This is a genomic window from Sulfitobacter sabulilitoris, from assembly GCF_005887615.1.
Lineage (GTDB): Bacteria > Pseudomonadota > Alphaproteobacteria > Rhodobacterales > Rhodobacteraceae > Sulfitobacter_E > Sulfitobacter_E sabulilitoris.
In genome coordinates, this window is sequence record NZ_VANS01000001.1 from 982975 (window position 1) to 1000963 (window position 17989).

At 64.5% G+C, this 17989-nt stretch carries 15 protein-coding genes; 4 read left to right on the plus strand and 11 right to left on the minus strand.

Annotated elements, in window-relative coordinates; genetic code table 11:
* The first annotated feature begins 80 nt into the window (after positions 1 to 80).
* Positions 81 to 782 carry a transcriptional repressor LexA gene (lexA, locus tag FDT80_RS04660; RefSeq protein WP_138661783.1) on the plus strand — a complete coding sequence of 234 codons (702 nt, stop codon included), beginning with the start codon at positions 81 to 83 and terminating at the stop codon, positions 780 to 782.
* Between the two features lie 27 nt (positions 783 to 809).
* Here the strand turns inward: lexA and FDT80_RS04665 are convergent, their stop codons facing one another.
* A complete protein-coding gene (locus tag FDT80_RS04665) occupies positions 810 to 2837 on the minus strand; it encodes a ComEC/Rec2 family competence protein (protein ID WP_138661047.1) in 2028 nt (675 codons plus the stop codon).
* 79 nt (positions 2838 to 2916) lie between these two features.
* On the opposite strand from FDT80_RS04665, the gene gltX reads away from it, so the two are divergent.
* From gltX to FDT80_RS04680, 3 genes are all read left to right on the plus strand, one after another.
* Complete coding sequence (gene gltX / locus FDT80_RS04670; protein ID WP_138661048.1) at positions 2917 to 4320, plus strand: glutamate--tRNA ligase; 1404 nt, start codon at positions 2917 to 2919, stop codon at positions 4318 to 4320.
* Positions 4321 to 4484: 164 nt separating this feature from the next.
* A complete protein-coding gene (gene gltA, locus FDT80_RS04675) occupies positions 4485 to 5780 on the plus strand; it encodes a citrate synthase (RefSeq protein ID WP_138661049.1) in 1296 nt (431 codons plus the stop codon).
* A gap of 469 nt (positions 5781 to 6249) precedes the next feature.
* Entirely contained in the window at positions 6250 to 6567 is a 318-nt protein-coding gene (locus FDT80_RS04680; protein WP_212733839.1) for a hypothetical protein, read from the plus strand.
* 16 nt (positions 6568 to 6583) lie between these two features.
* Here the strand turns inward: FDT80_RS04680 and FDT80_RS04685 are convergent, their stop codons facing one another.
* From FDT80_RS04685 to FDT80_RS04730, 10 genes are all read right to left on the minus strand, one after another.
* Positions 6584 to 7360, minus strand: coding sequence for an enoyl-CoA hydratase-related protein (locus FDT80_RS04685; RefSeq protein ID WP_138661050.1), 777 nt, complete (start codon positions 7358 to 7360; stop codon positions 6584 to 6586).
* 74 nt (positions 7361 to 7434) lie between these two features.
* Entirely contained in the window at positions 7435 to 7887 is a 453-nt protein-coding gene (locus FDT80_RS04690) for a cytochrome c-type biogenesis protein (RefSeq protein ID WP_138661051.1), read from the minus strand.
* Positions 7884 to 9851 carry a heme lyase CcmF/NrfE family subunit gene (locus FDT80_RS04695; protein WP_138661052.1) on the minus strand — a complete coding sequence of 656 codons (1968 nt, stop codon included), beginning with the start codon at positions 9849 to 9851 and terminating at the stop codon, positions 7884 to 7886. Before FDT80_RS04695 ends, FDT80_RS04690 begins: the two co-directional genes overlap by 4 nt.
* Before the next feature lie 52 nt (positions 9852 to 9903).
* Entirely contained in the window at positions 9904 to 10497 is a 594-nt protein-coding gene (locus FDT80_RS04700) for a holin family protein (protein ID WP_138661053.1), read from the minus strand.
* A complete protein-coding gene (locus tag FDT80_RS04705) occupies positions 10488 to 11099 on the minus strand; it encodes a holin-associated N-acetylmuramidase (RefSeq protein WP_138661054.1) in 612 nt (203 codons plus the stop codon). The genes FDT80_RS04700 and FDT80_RS04705 overlap by 10 nt, the downstream gene beginning before the upstream one ends.
* An 83-nt stretch (positions 11100 to 11182) precedes the next feature.
* Positions 11183 to 11626: a cytochrome c maturation protein CcmE gene (ccmE, locus tag FDT80_RS04710; RefSeq protein ID WP_138661055.1), complete on the minus strand. Its 444-nt coding sequence runs from the start codon at positions 11624 to 11626 to the stop codon at positions 11183 to 11185.
* Between the two features lie 7 nt (positions 11627 to 11633).
* Complete coding sequence (gene argC, locus FDT80_RS04715; protein WP_138661056.1) at positions 11634 to 12662, minus strand: N-acetyl-gamma-glutamyl-phosphate reductase; 1029 nt, start codon at positions 12660 to 12662, stop codon at positions 11634 to 11636.
* Between the two features lie 45 nt (positions 12663 to 12707).
* On the minus strand, positions 12708 to 13517 hold the full coding sequence (locus FDT80_RS04720) for a glutamate racemase (protein ID WP_138661784.1): 810 nt from the start codon (positions 13515 to 13517) through the stop codon (positions 12708 to 12710).
* A gap of 47 nt (positions 13518 to 13564) precedes the next feature.
* Positions 13565 to 14446, minus strand: a complete 882-nt coding sequence (locus FDT80_RS04725) for a lysophospholipid acyltransferase family protein (protein WP_138661057.1) — start codon at positions 14444 to 14446, stop codon at positions 13565 to 13567.
* An 83-nt stretch (positions 14447 to 14529) separates the two neighbouring features.
* Positions 14530 to 17946, minus strand: a complete 3417-nt coding sequence (locus tag FDT80_RS04730; protein WP_138661058.1) for an indolepyruvate ferredoxin oxidoreductase family protein — start codon at positions 17944 to 17946, stop codon at positions 14530 to 14532.
* Between the last annotated feature and the right edge of the window lie 43 nt (positions 17947 to 17989).

The following is a 17989-nucleotide window of genomic DNA, read 5'->3' on the forward strand; positions in this document are numbered from 1 at the left end:
GCGCGGCGGTTGACACAAAACGGGAACATGACTAGAACAAATGCAAACCTGAACAATGGCCGATGCGGCGGGGGATGCGGATGCTGACGAAAAAGCAATTGGATTTGTTGGAGTTCATCCACAAGCGGGTGCAGCGCGATGGCGTCCCGCCAAGCTTTGACGAAATGAAAGAAGCGCTCGACCTGCGGTCGAAATCCGGCATCCACCGGCTGATCACGGCGCTTGAGGAACGCGGCTTCATCCGCCGTCTCGCCCACCGGGCCCGCGCCATCGAAATTCTGAAACTGCCCGAAAGCCTTGGCGGCGCGGCGCAGCCGGGGTTCGCGCCCCGCGTCATCGAAGGTGACCGGCCCGACCGCCCGGCGCCCTCTGATGCGCGGCAGGTGTCGCTCGCCTATGCGACCGAACTGCCTGTCATGGGCAGGATCGCCGCCGGCGTCCCGATAGAGGCGATCAGCCAGCAGTCTCATACCGTCGCCGTGCCGGGCCAGATGCTGTCGGGGTCGGGTGAACACTATGCGCTGGAGGTCAAGGGCGATTCCATGATCGAGGCCGGGATCAACGATGGCGATGTCGTCGTGATTCGCGAAACCTCGGTGGCCAACAACGGCGACATCGTCGTGGCCCTGATCGACGATCAGGAAGCGACGCTGAAACGCTACATGAAACGCGGCAACAGCATTGCGCTGGAGGCCGCGAACCCGGCCTACGAACCGCGAATTTTTACCGAAGACAAGGTGCGCATCCAGGGTCGGCTGGTCGGCTTGATCCGCAGCTACTGATCCCGTCCGCCGGGCCTGAATTGCGGATCAGTTCGGCCAGGCGGTCCAGATCCTGTTTCCCGTCACCTCGCGCGCGGTGCGCAATGCCAGCTTTCCGTCATTCACGTAGATCGCGACGGACCCGGTGCGGCGCAGGGCGTCGGGGTCCAGCACGCGGCAAGCGCTGTCCGCGGGCGCAAAGGCGACACTGGCCACCACGATCTGACCCGCGGTGCATCCGGCATGCGCCGCGACCCCCCGCTTGCCCACCAGGTGCACCACCTGCCCCGGCCCGATCCGGCCGGTCCAGCGGGCGGCGGCCGCATCCTGCGGCGTTGGATCGCCATCGTTCTCGAGCCAGTTGCGCGCGACGAATCCCGCGCCTTTGGGCTTGCTGATCGCGCGGCCGGCGGGCGTCATCACCCCGACCAGCGATCCGTTGTCCGCAATCAGCCCGAGAGGCCGTTCGGACTTTGCCCACAGCGCGAATGCAAGTGCCATCGCGGCGATTCCGCCCCAGCGCGCGCGGCCCTGCCACAGCAGCAGCCACAAGAACCCCAGCGCCAGAAGCGGCAGCACCCCGGCGCCGGGTCCGGGCACATGGGTCCGCGCCCCCTCGAGCCCCGCGACCCAGTCCGATACGCCCAGGATCCAACGCAGCCCCAGCCCCATGATCCAAAGCCCCATCGCTTCGGCCCCGAAAGGCGCCAGGCAAAGGGCAAGCACCGCCGCCGGCACCACCAGCGCGCCCATCAGCGGGACGCTCGCCAGATTGGCCAGCAGACCGTATTGCGCCACGGCATTGAAATGCGCGGCCCCGATGGGCGCCGTCGCCAGCCCGGCCACCGCCGAGGAAATCACCACCGCGACCGCCGGCTGGATCCAGCGCGGGCCCAGCTTCAGGTCCCGGTCGCGCAGCCATCCGAACACCGCGACAAGTGCGGTGGTGGCGGCGAACGACATCTGGAACCCCGGCCCCATCAACGCCTCGGGGCGCAGCACCAGCACGATCGTGGCGGCGATGGCCACCGCCCGAAGGCTGATGGCGCGGCGGTTGACCATGATCGCCAGCAGCGCCACCGCGACCATGACATAGGCCCGTTCGGTTGCCACGTTCCCGCCCGACAGCGCAAGGTATCCCGTTGCCGCGAGCAGCGCCACGCCCGCCGCGATCTTGCGCGTGGGCCAGCGCAGCGCGACATAGGGCACCGCGGCCAGAACCAAACGCAACAGCGCAAAGACGAACCCGCTGAGCAAGCCCATGTGCAGGCCGGATATCGCCAGAAGATGCGCAAGGTTGCTGGCCCGCAGATCGTCCAGCGTCGCCTGGCTGATCGCGCTGCGATCCCCGGTCGTGACCGCTGCCGCGACGCCGCCTATGTCGCCCGGCAGTACCGCGCGGATCCGCGCAGAGGCCGCCATGCGGATCCGGAACAGGGCGAGACCGGCGTGTCCCTCGGCTGCGGGCGCGATGCCCAACAGCGGCACGCGGGTGTATCCCACCGCGCCCAGTCGTGCAAACCACGCATGGCGCTGGAAATCGAAGCCGCCCGGCTCGACCGGGCCGCTGGGCGGCGACAGATGCCCGGTTGTCATCACCCGCAGGCCCGGTTCGGACGGGATGCCGACGCCAGTCGCCGCCGCGTGCAGCGACACCCGCACCCGCACGGGCGTGCGCGACGGCGGCACCCGGTTCAGCACGACCTGATCCAGCGTCAGCCGCAACGCGTCCGAGGCGCTGCGGTCCATCGCCACGATCCGCCCTTCGATCGGGCCGTAATACCGCCAGCCCAGCACGGGACCGGCCACGTCATGCGCCCTGATCCCGGCCAGGCCGACCCCCAGCGCCACGAGCACCAGCGCAAGCCCGATGGGGCCAAACGCTTCTCCGCCCCGATGCCACAGCACGAGCGACACGACACCTATGGCGCCGAGGGCGATGTAATGCACGCCCGTCGGTTCGAACCGCACAGAGAAATATAATCCGATCCCGATCGCCAGGCAGACCGGCACCCAGCCGATCAGATGCCCGCGCTGGGCCAGCAATATCGCATGGGTCCGCGCCAGGCCGCGCATGCTTGCCCCCGTTCCCCGCACTGGATAGACAGACGCAAACCCTAGCCGCCATATGGTTACTGAAAGGTAAACGCCTCCTATGTCCTCCCCTGTCGTCACCCGTTTTGCCCCATCGCCCACGGGCTTTCTGCACATTGGCGGGGCGCGCACGGCGCTGTTCAACTGGCTGTATGCCCGTGGCCGCGGGGGCAGGTTCCTGCTGAGGATCGAGGACACCGATCGCGCCAGATCGACCCCGGAGGCGACGGCCGCGATCCTGCGAGGGATGGAATGGCTGGGCCTTGAACACGATGGCGAGATCGTCAGCCAGTATGAAAACGCCCCCCGTCACGCCGACGTGGCCCGCGATCTGCTGGCACGGGGCAAGGCGTATAAATGTTTTGCCAGCCAGGAGGAAATCGCCGCCTTTCGCGAAACGGCCAAGGCCGAGGGGCGCAGCACGTTGTACCGCAGCCCGTGGCGCGACGCCGACCCCGCCAGCCACCCCGACGCGCCCTTCGCGATCCGCATCAAGGCGCCGCTGGAGGGGACGACGGTAATTCGCGACCGCGTGCAGGGCGACGTGACGATCGGCAACGATCAACTCGACGACATGATCCTGCTGCGATCCGATGGCAGCCCCGTCTACATGCTGGCGGTTGTCGTGGATGATCATGACATGGGCATCACCCACGTGATCCGGGGCGATGACCACCTCAACAACACCGCACGCCAGATGATGGTCTATCAGGCGATGGGCTGGGACATTCCGGTCTGGGCACATATTCCGCTGATCCACGGTCCGGATGGCAAGAAACTGAGCAAGCGGCATGGCGCGCTGGGGGCGCAGGAATATCAGGCGATGGGCTATCCTGCGGCGGGGATGCGCAACTATCTTGCCCGGCTGGGGTGGAGCCACGGTGACGATGAGTTCTTTACCGATGCACAGGCGCTGGACTGGTTCGATCTGGACGGCATCGGCAAGAGCCCCGCACGCTTCGACCTCAAGAAGCTGGAAAACCTGAGCGGTCAGCATATCGCGGTGGCGCAGGATGCTGCGCTGCGGCGCGAGATCGAGGCTTATCTGGCCGCTGCGCAACTTCCCGCCCTGACGCCAAGTCAGGCCGACGGGCTTGAGCGGGCGATGTATTGCGTCAAGGATCGCGCTAAGACATTTCCGGAACTGCTTGAAAAAGCTGAATTTGTCTTGACGTCGCGACCGATCGTGCCGGATGACAAGGCCGCCAAGCACCTGGATACGGTATCCCGCGGTATGCTGAGAGAATTGACGCCGCAGTTGCAAACTGATAGCTGGGATCGAGACAGCCTTGAAGATATCTTGAACCGTTTTGCCGAAGCGCAAGGCACCAAGTTCGGCAAGCTGGCAGGCCCCTTGCGGGCCGCCCTGTCGGGTCGGGCGGTGACGCCTTCGGTTTTCGACATGATGCTGGTCCTTGGCCGCGAAGAAACGCTGGCGCGGCTGAACGATGCCGCAGCCGGCTGATCCGACGGTAACCGGGCGGTAAGCATGGCGCCTGTATCACGACGCGGTCGCGCAGGGTTTGCGCCACCGCATTGGCGAGCCTTCTCGCCCCATAATTCCGGCGGGTGCACCGCCCAAAACAAGCTGCGGGCAATCCCGCATCGGACGAACAGGAAGGGACACGAATGGCCAAGTCGACCAAATCCGCGACGCTCACGATTGACGGAAACAGCTACGAACTGCCGATTTACTCGCCCACGGCGGGACCGGATGTGCTGGATATCCGCAAACTCTATGCCCAGGCGGGGGTGTTCACCTATGACCCCGGCTTTACCTCGACCGCAAGTTGCGACAGCACGATCACCTTCATCGATGGCGACAAGGGCGAGCTTTTGCATCGCGGCTATCCCATCGACCAACTGGCGAGCAAATCGCATTATCTCGAGGTCTGCTACGTGTTGCTCTACGGTGAGCTTCCCTCGCCGGCGGAGCTTGAGGATTTCGAGAACCGTGTGACCAACCACACGATGATCCACGAGCAGATGATCAACTTCTTCCGCGGCTTCCGGCGCGACGCGCATCCGATGGCCGTCATGGTCGGCGTGGTGGGCGCGATGTCGGCGTTTTATCACGACAGCACCGACATCAACGATCCCTGGCAGCGCGAAGTGGCGTCGATCCGCCTGATCGCCAAGATGCCGACGATTGCGGCGATGGCCTACAAGTACACGGTCGGGCAACCCTTCGTGTATCCGCGCAACGATCTTGATTACGCGTCCAACTTCCTGCGCATGTGCTTTGCCGTCCCGGCAGAGGACTACGTGGTGAACCCGATCCTGAGCCGCGCGATGGACCGGATCTTTACCCTGCACGCCGACCACGAGCAGAACGCCTCCACCTCGACGGTGCGTCTGGCGTCCTCCTCCGGCGCGAACCCCTTTGCCTGCGTTGCCGCCGGTATCGCCTGCCTGTGGGGGCCCGCGCATGGTGGTGCGAACCAGGCCTGCCTCGAGATGCTCAAGGAAATCGGCACGCCCGACCGCATTCCCGAATTCATCGCCCGCGCCAAGGACAAGAACGACCCCTTCCGCCTGATGGGCTTTGGGCATCGCGTCTACAAGAATTTCGACCCGCGCGCGACCGTGATGAAGGAAAGCGCGGACGAGGTGCTGGACCTGTTGGGCGTGGACAACAATCCGATCCTTCAGGTCGCCAAGGAGCTGGAGAAGCAGGCACTCGAAGATCCGTATTTCGCGGAGAAGAAGCTGTTTCCCAACGTGGATTTCTATTCCGGCATCATTCTCGAGGCGATGGGCTTTCCGACGTCGATGTTCACGCCGATCTTTGCGGTGGCCCGCACTGTCGGCTGGATTTCCCAGTGGAAGGAGCAGATCAGCGATCCGCAGCTCAAGATCGGTCGCCCGCGCCAACTGTACCTGGGTGCGACGACTCGCGACTACGTCGATATCGAAAACCGCTGAACGCGTTTCCAATGACGCCCTACCGCCGTCCCTTGTCTTTGCAGGGGGCGGCGGTCTGCTTTTGGGGCGTGGGCTGCGACAGCGTCAACAGTCGCGCGGCGGGATGACGCAAGACCGCGAATCAACCACCCCTGCGTGCGTCGCCGACATGCGCCGCCAGCATGATCAATCGCCGCCAGGGTGGCATACTGTTGGCGGCACTGTTGCCGAAGCCCCTTGGGAATAATGTCACGATTGTGTCATTGTTTCAGGTGGGTGGACAATGACCCCTGACAGCTTGACCGATGTCGCAAACTGCCGCTAACCTCTACCTTAAGGGGTATTTTTGTATCCGGTGTAGTTTTCAGTGACGATGTTCGTACCCTCCTTTGATCAGTGCCGTGCCCGGCGCATGCATCAAAGCGCGTAAATCTGACTGTCCGCTTGCGCCGTGCAACCAATACCGTCTGACATGACAGAAGGCGCCGCTATGACCACCGCATCCAGTTGCCCCCATGAATGGGATCGTGCGACCCTGATGATGCCACTGGGCGCGCCGCGCGAACCGGGGCCACAGGGGGCGCTTATTCCCGATGTCGCGGACAAGTCGGATCAGATCGCCGTGGTGTACAACAAGGGCGAAACACCGCCCCGGATCACCATCACCAACGTGTCACGCACGGTGCAGGCCGTGATGGCCGATGGTGTCGCCGTGGCGGTGGTGGCGCGGGCCGATGGCCCGGCGCTGTCGGTAGAGGATATCCTGCTGGTGGAGCGGACGGACGGCAAGGCCAGCAAGCGGCGCTGACGCCCGCCGCTGTCGCTCAGCGCCCTTCGAACTTGGCCGGGCGCTTTTCCATGAAGGCGATGACGCCTTCCTTGAAATCCCGCGATTTGCCGCATTTGCCCTGCTCATGCGCCTCCAGCGCAAGCTGATCCTCGAACGTATTGGTCCAGGAACCGCGGATCGCCGACTTGACCGACCCATAAGCGGCAGTCGGCCCAGACGCCAGATGCGCCGCACGGGCTTTCCAATGCGCGTCGAACCCCTCGTCGGCGACGGCCTCCCAGATCATGCCCCAGTCGTCGGCCTGCTGCGCGCTGATCTTATCCGCAAAGAGCGCGGCCCCCATCGCCTTGGCCATGCCCATCTGGCGCGGCAGCACATAGGTGCCGCCCGCGTCCGGGATCAGGCCGATGCGTGTGAACGCCTGCAGGAAATACGCGCTTTGCGTCGCAATCACCACGTCCGCCGCGAGCGCCAGATTGGCACCGGCCCCGGCCGCGGCACCGTTGACCGCGGCGATGGTGGGCACCGGACAGTCGACGATGGCACGCAGCATGGGCGCATATTCGTCGCGCAGCGTCCGTTCCAGATCGAGGCTGGCCGCCCCGGCCCGGTCGCCCAGGTCCTGACCGGAGCAGAACGCACGCCCCGCACCGGTCAGCACGACGACGCGCGCCGTCTTGCCCGCCTCGGTGACCGCATAGGTGATCTCGGCGCGCATCTGCGATGTCAGCGCGTTCATGACATCAGGCCGGTTCAGCGTGATCAACGCGACCCCGTCTTCCAGGGTGTAGGTCAGCGTCTGATATTCCATGGCAGGCGTCCTTTGCGGCTATTGCTGCCCCAAGACATATCAAACCCTCCTGCCACGAAAAGCGAAACCGGGCGTCAGTCCTTGAGAATTTCGCTCAGACGGGCCTGTTCGTCTTCGGTCAGACCGGCCTCCTGCGATGCCGCTGCGCGGCTGCGGCCCCGGATGTAGACAAGTCCGACCCCGGCCGCGATCAGCAGCATGATCGGTCCCGCCGCCCACAGGATCCAGTTCGAACCCGTCGCTGTCGGGCGCAGCAGCACGTATTCGCCATAGCGCGCGACGATGAAATCAATCACCTCGGCATCGCTGTCGCCCGCAAGCAGACGGTCGCGCACCAGAATCCGCAGATCGCGCGCCAGCGCGGCGTTGCTCTCGTCGATGCTTTCGTTGCGGCACACAAGGCAGCGCAGGCCCTTGGACAGTTCGCGCGCGCGCTCCTCCAACACCGGGTTTTGCAGCACTTCGTCCGGCTGGACCGCCCAGACCGGCGCGGCCAGCAGCATCGCGATAAAGATCAGCCGTTTCATTCCGCGGCCACCGGCTGTGCCTTGGGTTTGCGGGCGCCTGCCGCGACGCGGAACCGCCGGTCCGACAGGCTCAGCAGGCCGCCCAGCGCCATCAGCGCGCAGCCGATCCAGATCCAGTTGGTCAGCGGCTTGATGTAGGTCCGGATCGCCCAGCCGCCATTGTCCTGCGGATCGCCGATCACGACATAGACATCGCGCGCCAGGTCATAGTCGATCGCCGCCTCGGTGGTGGGCATCTGCGCCACCGGGTAGATCCGCTTTTCGGGCCGCAGTTGCGCAATCTCGCGTCCTGCCCGCTCCAGCGTGACGAACCCTGTCGTCGACAAATAATTCGGCCCCTCGGCGCGGCGCACGTCATCCAGCGTGAGGGTATAGCCCCCGACCTCGAAGGGCGCGTCAAGCTGCGCCACGCGAATGTCCTCCACGCTCCACGCTGTCAGGCCCGCAATCCCCATCATGGTGATCCCAAGCCCCCCATGCGCCAGCAGCTTGCCCCAGTCGGCGCGCGGCAGGCGCATCAGGCGGCCCAGACGGTTGCCGCCCCGGCCGGTGCGCTGCGCGATATCGATCAGCGCCCCCATCACGATCCAGGCGGCCAGGAACATCCCCACCGGGCCGACCAACCCGCGCCCCGTCTGCATCGCGAAAACCAGCCCGCCGATCGCCAGCGCCAGCACGAAGACATAGCGCAGCGGCCAGATCGCCCGCGCCAGCGACGCGCGTTTCCACGGCATCGCCGACCCGACGGGCAGGATCAGGCCCAGCGCCACCATGAACGGCGTGAAGGCGAGGTCGAAGAACGGCGGTCCGACGCTGAGCTTGCGATCAAAGAACATCTCAGCCACCAGCGGCCACATCGTGCCAACGAAAACCACGAAACACGACACCGCCAACAGCAGGTTGTTCACGACCAGCGCGCTTTCACGGCTGACGAGGCCAAAGATGCCCTTGGCCTCCATCACATGGGCCCGCGCGGCAAAAAGCATCAGCGCTCCGCCGGTGAAGACGCCCAGGATCATCAGGATGAACACACCCCGTTCGGGATCGTTGGCAAAGGCGTGAACGCTGGTCAGCAACCCCGAGCGCACGATGAACGTGCCGATGAGCGAGAACCCGAACGCCAGGATCGCCAGCAGGATGGTCCAGCTTTTCAGCGCCTCGCGCTTTTCCACGACGATGGCGGAATGAAGCAGCGCCGCGGCGAGAAGCCAGGGCATGAAGCTCGCGTTTTCCACCGGGTCCCAGAACCAAAAGCCGCCCCAGCCAAGCTCGTAATAGGCCCACCACGACCCCAGCGCGATCCCGATGGTCAGAAAAACCCAGGCCGCCAAGGTCCAGGGGCGCACCCAGCGTGCCCAGGCCGCGTCGATCCGCCCTTCGATGAGCGCGGCGACGGCAAAGCTGAACGACATGCTCAGCCCGACGTAGCCGAGATACAAGAACGGCGGGTGAAACGCCAATCCCGGGTCCTGCAGCAGCGGATTCAGATCCTGCCCGTCGAAGGGCGGCACCGCCAGCCGTACGAACGGGTTGGAGGTGAAGAGGATGAAGGCCAGGAACGCCACCGCGATCGCCGACTGCACCGACAGCACCCGCGCCCGCAGCCCCGGCGGAAGGCTTCCTCCGAACCAGGCGGCGGTGGCCCCGAACAGCGTCACGATCAGCACCCAAAGCAGCATCGATCCTTCGTGATTGCCCCATGTGCCGCTGATCTTGTAGAGCATCGGCTTGGCGGAATGGCTGTTGTCCACCACGATCTTGAGGCTGAAATCGGAGGTGATGAAAGCATGCATCAAAGCGCCGAAGGAAAAGGCCACCAGCAGGAATTGCGCGGTCGCCGCGGGCTCGGCCAGGGCCATCCATCCGGGCCGCCGCAGATGCGCCCCGATCAAGGGAACGACGGCCTGCACGATGGCGACCATGAAGGCAAGAATGAGGGCGAAGTGACCGAGCTCTGTAATCATGGCGCAAATATACGCAGTCTGCCCCCAGAGACCAATCCCAATTGCGCGAGGCCTAGCCGTTCATAGTGTCGCGGTTCTCGACAAGGCGCCAATGGTCCAGCGCCGCATTTTCACCGGGCGTGGCGGCGGACAGCGAAAGCCGCGCATCGGGGCCGGTATCGGCGACGCCCGGCGTGCCCGCCCGCAGATGGCGCAGCATCGCGACCGTGTCCGCCACCTGCGGCACCCGCGACATCGTCTCGACCATACCGCGTTGAAAGGCTTGGGTTTTGACCTGATGCCGCGCGCCGAAATAGAACGAGACGATCACCCCCAATAGCCACCACAGCGGTTCCGGCACCAGCGCCACACCTTGCATCCGGGCGGCAAACCACAGCGGATCCACCATCGCCGCCACAAACAGGCCCAGCGTCCCCAGCGCCAGCGCCGGTCGCGGCACGCGATTGACGCCGTCCATGAAGCGATCGAACGCCCCTGCCCGCTGCTTGGTGAACTCCGCGCCGAACTGCGTCAGCGTCTGCAGGTGCACCTCGTGGCCGCGCGCGGCCCCGGCTTCACTGTTTTCGCGAAACACCTCCACGGTGTCGCGGACCATGTTGCGCCCGGGTCCGAAGAGCACATTCATCACTCCCTCGATCACACCCATTGTGCCACCCGCCGTTCAAATTCGGCCTGTGTCATGTGATAGCGCGGTGCGATGAAGGCTTCGGCGCGTTTGATCCAGCCGCCCTTGCCGCCTGCCCGGTTGCGCGCGTATTTGCGGCTGGCCGGCCTGCGGTCTGCGAGGCGGAAATAGTAATTCCGCCGGGCGATGCCATAAGCGTCCACCAGATGTCCGGGGGCGGCGTGAAATGCCGCATGCGCGGCGGCAATGCTTTGCGGTCCCAGCGCGCCATCCACGGCGACACTGTGGCCCATATCGCCCAGCAACCGTTGCAGAATACGCACCGCGTTGGCGCCTGCGTTCACGTACATATCGAACACGCTGGCCTGCAAAGGCTGCGGCAGCTCCGCGATCAGCGGCTTCTCGAAATAGTGCCGCTCAAAAATCTCGACGGCCTGTGCGCGGGTCAGGGCGCGCACATCGTCCGCATCCACCACCCCGTCATGGTCCAGGTCGAGCCCAAGCCGGCGCATCGTGTGGATTGTGACGCCAAAGTTGGTCGCCCCGCCGGGATCGTCCGGGTCATTCACGAAGCCGCCCTCGCGGGTCACGATTTCATTCGCGATTTGTCTGACTGTCTGCATCTGCCGCATCCTTTTGCACCCGGACCTCGGGGCAAAAACTGGTCACAGCAGGGTTAACGCCGTCTCACCTGATCGTACGCCGATCAACCTTCGGGGGCCTGGTACACGCCCTGTGCCTTGAGCGCGTCGACGACTTCCTTTGGCATGTAGGTTTCGTCATGTTTGGCAAGTATTTCAGTTGCTTCAAAGACACCGTTGATGTAGCGCCCCGTGCCGACCATGCCCTGGTTCTCTTCAAACAGATCGGGCAGCAGACCGCTGTAGACGACGGGCACGGTGGCCCCGCCATCGGTCACCGAAAAGCGGATCGTCTCTCCCTGGCCGCGCTGCAGGCTGCCTTCGGCCACCAGTCCGCCGATGCGGAACACCTCTGTCGGGCCCGGCGGTTCGGCCATCACCTGGCTTGGCGCGCGGAAAAAGTTGATGCCGTCGCGCATCGCGTAGCCAATCAGCGCCGTGGACAGGGCAAGCGCCACGACAGCCACTGCAATCACCTGGATACGACGCTGTTTTTTCAGGCTTTTCATATCGGCCTCACGGGAAAAGCGGGGCCATCATAAGGCCCTCGGTCTCTTCGATATCTAGCATCAGGTTGGCATTTTGCAACGCTTGGCCCGACGATCCCTTGGTCAGGTTGTCAAGCGCGGCAATCACGATCGCGCGGCCTTCGATCCGGTCGGCGACCACACCGATATGGCAGAAATTCGATCCCCGGATATGCCGCGTGCTGGGCGCCTCGCCCATCGGCAGCACTTCGATGAACGGCTCATCCGCATAGGCCGCCACAAGCGTATCGTGGATCGCACCGGCGGCCCCTTTGACATATGTCGTGGCCAGGATACCGCGGTTCGCCGGGATCAGATGCGGCGTGAACTGAACCCGCACGGGCTGCCCGGCAAGGGCCGAGAACTCCTGGTCGAATTCGCCCAGGTGCCGATGCGCGCCGCCGACCGAATAGGCGTGATACCCCTCCGACAGCTCCGCATGCAGCAGATTTTCCTTGAGCGACCGGCCCGCACCCGACACCGCGCATTTCAGGTCGAGGATGATCTCGTCCAGGTCGATCACGCCTGCGGAAATCAGCGGGCGCAGCACATATTGCCCGGTCGCCGCGTTGCAGCCCGTGCCCGCCACCAGCCGAGCGGCGCGGATCTCTTCGCGGTAGAATTCGGTCAGGCCGTAGACCGCCTCGGCCTGCTGCTCCAACGCGGCATGGGGGTTGCCGTACCATTTTTCGTATTCCGCCGGATCGCGCAGCCGGAAATCCGCCGACAGATCGACAATCTTCAGGTCGCGTGGCAGGGCCGCGATGACCTCCTGGCTGGTCTTGTGCGGCAACGCGCAGAAACACAGGTCGATCCGGGAAAAATCGATCTCGTCCACGGTGACAAGCGGCGGCAGGTCAAGATGGCGCAGATGCGGAAAGGCCTGTGCAATGGTTTGCCCGGCTTTCGAATTGGCGCCCAGGGCCTCGATCCGCATCGAGGAGTGACCGGAAATGAGGCGGATAAGCTCCGCCCCGGTGTAGCCGCTGGCGCCGAGGATTGCGATGGAATGGGTCATGTCGGACCTCTGTCATTGGGTGTGGGATGGGTAATGCGGTGCGGCTCAGGCCGCTGTAAAGGAGATCGGTCGTCGCAGAAATTGCGTCGCGCGGTCGCTGACCCGCCTCGGATCGCCCGTGGTCAGGAAGGCGCGCGCACCGGTGCCGATCATGTCGGGATGGCGGACCAGGTAATCGGCCAGGCTTTCGGCCACCAGATTGGCCTGACTGAACACCTGAACATGCGCGCCAAGCGCGTCCTGAAAGGTCTCTTGCATCAACGGATAGTGCGTACAGCCAAGGATCGCGGCCTGCGGCTGCGGCATCTTGCGCCTGAGAGCATCCACATGGCTGCGCACCAGCGCTTCGGCGAGGATCATGTCGCCGTCCTCGATCGCGTCGACCACACCGCCGCAGGCCTGCGCCTCCACGTCGACACCGATCGCGCGGAACGCCAGTTCGCGCTGAAACGCGCGGCTGGCGACGGTCGCGGGTGTCGCAAACAGCGCCACGTGCTTGAGCATCACTTCGCGCGGCGCCGAATTATCGCCCCAGTGCCGCTCTGTCAGGGCTTCGATCAGCGGCACGAACACGCCCAGCACCCGCTTGCCCGGCGGGATCCAGCTTTCCTGCATCCGGCGCAGGGCCGCGGCTGAGGCGGTGTTGCACGCAAGGATCACAAGATCGCAGCCCGCATCGAAGAGCCGTTGCACCGCCGAGCATGTCAGTTCGAAAATATCGTCCGCGGTCCGCACGCCATAGGGCGCATGGGCGCTGTCGGCGAGATAGACGAACTCCACCTCCGGCAGCCGCGTCTCCACCGCACTCAGAACGGTCAACCCGCCCAAACCACTGTCAAAAATGCCGACCGCCATCTTGCCCTCATGCAGCCCCGACAGGGGCAGACCCGGCGGCCTGCGCGTCACGCGCGACGCCGCTCCTCGAACTCATAGCCCAGATCAAATGTTTTCACGAGGCCTGGCGACAGCTCATACGTGGCTTTGCGCAGGAAATCCATCATCGCTTTGGACTGGCCCGCCAGCGGATCCAGAACATCACGGCCGATCGGGTCGCCCACGACCACGCGCACCGGCGTATCCACCCGCTGGCGGAATTCCTTGATCAAAAGCCCCATGCGCAGGGTCTGGTGCATGTGGCTGGCGATCTGGAACAGGCGGCTGGTGTGCCCGTCGAAGTACAGCGGCACCACGGGGGCATCGGACTTGGCGATCATGCGCGCAGTGAAGCCGCGCCACCCAGGATCCATCGGCTTGGCGAAGGGGCTGGCCCCCGTGCTGACCGTGCCGCCGGGAAAGATGCCGATCGCCCCGCCGTCGCCCAGATACCGCAGCGACAGCCGCCGCGTGTCGATATTCCGCGCCAAGGCCGCTTTGTCCGCGCCGAAATCAATCGGCAGAATCACGTCGTCCAGATCCTGCGCCTTGCGAAACACATGGTTGGCGAGAATTTTGAAATCGCCACGGGTCTGACGCAGGATATGGCCCATCATCAGACCGTCGAGAATGCCATAGGGGTGATTTGCGATCACGATCACCGGGCCGTCGCGCGGGATATTGGCAAGCGACCCGCCGATCACATCCAGCGTCAGACCGTAACGCTCGGTCATCACCTCGAAGAAATCGCGCCCCTGCGCCACGTCCGCCTCGTAGCCCTGCGCGCGCTTGATCAGCCGCAGCCGCCCCGTGGTGTTCTCCATCAGGCGGATCATCGCCCGCCCGCCCCGGGTCTGGGCGGAATAGGCATAGCTGATGTCGCGGGCGGCATTGCGGGTAAGCCGGTGCATGGGTCTGCTCCTTTCAGGCGATCGCGACCTGACTATCCTTGGCACAGACCCATGCACAGCGATGTTAACACAGGTATGACAGTTTATTCCGCAGCCCTTGCAACCGCGCCACCCCCCGCATTGATCACCGCAAGCAGCTCTTCGCGCCGCTTGGCGGCTTTTTGTTCGTTCGCCATCTTCACTGGACCGAAGCCCTTGATCTGCATCGGCAATTCGGCCAGCGCGGCGATCGCGTCGCGCGTCGCGTCGGTCAGCTTGGGCAGAACGGCGGCCATGTCGGCCTCGTATTGCCGGATCAGCGAACGCTCCATTTTCCGCTCGGCGGTATAGCCGAACACGTCCAGCGGCGTGCCGCGCAGCCGCTTCAGGCCCGCCAGAACGCGCATGGGCCGCTCCAGCCAGGGGCCGAATTCACGCTTCATCGGGCGCCCGTCGGGCCCCTCTTTCGACAGCATCGGCGGGGCGAGGTGAAAGCTCATCCTGAACTCGCCCTCGAACTCGGCGCGCGCCTTGTCACGGCTCGACAGCAACAAGCGGGCCACCTCGTATTCGTCCTTGTAGGACAGCAGCTTGTGATACCCGTTGGCCGCGGCCGCCTTGACGCGCGTGTCGTCGATCTTGGCAAGAAAGGCCTCGTACCGACGCGCCAACCGCTTGCCCTGGTATTCGGTCAGATGCGCCGCGCGGTAGGCGATCTTGTCGTCCAGCGATTTCGGCAGTTCGATCACCTTGGGGGACAGAACGGCCTGCGCATCCTTCGGATACAGCACCGCCCAGCGCCCGATCTCAAAGGCCCGCAGGTTGCGATCCACCGCCGCACCGTTCAGACGAATGGCCTCTTCGATCGCCGCAAGGCTCAGCGGGATAAGCCCGCGCTGCCATGCGCCGCCGAGGATCATCATGTTGGAGAAAATCGAATCCCCCAAAACCGCCTTGGCCAGGTCGGACGCATCGAACAAATCGACCCGGTCCTTCAGCCGCGCCTCGAGCGCCAGGGCCAGCCGGTCGTAGGGCAGTTGAAATTCGGTGTCGCGGGTGAAATCGCCGGTAATGATCTGATGGCTGTTGACCACCGCACCGGTTTTGCCCCGCCGCGTAAGGCCAAGGGTCTTGGCCCCGGCGCTGACCACCAGATCCCCGCCGATCAACGCGTCGGCCTCGCCGGTGGCGACACGGATTGCACTGATATCGGCGGGCTTTTCGGCCAGACGGCAGTGGATGTGCACCGCGCCGCCCTTTTGGGCCAGGCCCGCCATTTCCATCATGCCCGCGCCCTTGCCGTCAATCTGCGCGGCCTGTGCCATCACCGCGCCGATGGTCACGACGCCGGTGCCGCCCACGCCGGTGATCACGACGTTCCACGTGCCATCGATGGCCGGCAGATCGGGTTGCGGCAGGTCCGGAATCTCGACCTTGGTGGTCGGGTCCTTGCGGATCTTCGCGCCCTCCAACGTCACGAACGACGGGCAGAAACCCTTGACGCAGGAAAAATCCTTGTTGCACGACGACTGGTCGATGGCGCGCTTGCGGCCCAGTTCGGTTTCCACCGGGACGATGGACACGCAATTCGACTGTACGCCGCAATCGCCGCAACCCTCGCAGATGTCGGTGTTGATGAACACGCGCTTGTCCGGGTCGGGAAACAGCCCGCGCTTGCGGCGGCGGCGCTTTTCGGCGGCGCAGGTCTGGACATAGACGATGGCGCTGACGCCCGGTGTCTCCGCGAATTTCCGCTGCACCTCGTCCAGGTGGGCGCGTTCCTTGACCTCGACCCCGGAAAAGGCGTTCAGGTCCACGTCTTCTTTCTCGTCATAGACCACGGCGATATGCGGCACGCCCATCGCCTGCAACTCGCGCACGATCCGCGGCGCATCGAGATCGCCCTCGTTGTGCTGACCGCCGGTCATCGCAACCGCATCGTTGTAGAGGATCTTGTAGGTGATATTGGTCTTGGCGGCCAAGGCGGCGCGGATCGCCTGCACGCCCGAATGGTTATAGGTGCCGTCGCCGATATTCTGGAAAACATGGCTGCGCTTGGAAAACGGCGCCTCGCCGATCCAGTTGGCCCCCTCGCCGCCCATATGGGTAAAGCCGGTTGTCTCGCGGTCCATCCACTGCACCATGTAGTGGCATCCGATGCCCGCATAGGCGCGGGAGCCGTCGGGCACCTTGGTCGATGTGTTGTGCGGGCAACCCGAACAGAAATACGGCAGCCGTGCCGCGATGTCCTCGGCGTTGTCGTTGCGCCGCGCATCCTGCAGCATCGTCAGCCCCGCCTTGATTCCGTCGGTCTCGCGGCCCTCTTCGATCAGGATGCCTCCCAGTTTTTCTGCGATCATGATGGGGTCGAGCGCGCCGCGCGTCGGGAAAAGCTCCTCGCCGTGCTCCAGCCCCGCACCGCCGCCCTTGTACCAGCCATAGACCCGGCGGTGCTGGTCGGAAAACAGCGCCTCCTTGATCTGCACTTCGATCAGCTTGCGCTTTTCCTCGACAACCACGATCAGGTCCAGCCCTTCGGCCCAGTCGTGAAACCCGTGCATGTCCAGCGGAAAGGTCTGGCCGATCTTGTAGGTCGTGATTCCAAGCCGCTCGGCCTCGGCCTCATTGATGTTGAGAAGGCTCAGCGCATGCACCAGATCGAGCCAGTTCTTGCCCGCCGCGACAAACCCGATCTTGGCGCCACGCTTGCCCCAGACGCGCTTGTCCATCTTGTTGGCGTGGCTGAAGGCTTCGGCCGCAAAGCGTTTGTAGTCGATCATCCGCGCTTCCTGCGCGTGGGGCGTGTCGATCAGGCGGATGTTCAGCCCGCCCTCCGGGAAATCGAACTCCGGCGTCACGAACGACAGCCGATGCGGATCGCCCGACACCACGCTGGTCGCCTCGACCGTGTCCTTCATCGTCTTGAGGCCGACCCATAGCCCCGAGAACCGGCTGAGCGCATAGCCGTAAAGCCCGTAGTCCAGGATTTCCTGCACGCCTGCGGGGCTGACCACGGGCATGTAGGCATCGACCATCGCCCATTCCGACTGGTGCAGCACGGTCGAGGATTCGCCGGTGTGGTCGTCGCCCATCGCCATCAGCACGCCGCCGTTGGTCGACGATCCGGCCATGTTGGCATGGCGCATCACGTCGCCCGAGCGGTCGACGCCGGGGCCCTTGCCATACCACAGGCCGAACACGCCGTCGTATTTCCCCTCGCCGCGCAATTCCGCCTGCTGGCTGCCCCAAAGGGCCGTTGCGGCAAGATCCTCGTTCAATCCCGGTTGAAACGTCACATCCTGCGCCGCGAGGAATTTCGCCGCCCGCTCCATCTGCAGATCGACCGCCCCCAGGGGGCTGCCGCGATAGCCGGTCACCAGACCCGCGGTATTCAACCCGGCGGCGCGGTCGCGCTCCTTTTGCATCAGCATCAGACGCACCAGCGCCTGCGTGCCGTTCAGCAAGACGGTGTCTTTTTCCAGGTCGAACCGATCGTTCAGTGAAATCTTTTGCGTGCTCATCTCTCGCCTCCCCAGCGGTCGCGTACAGTATCGCATACTTCAC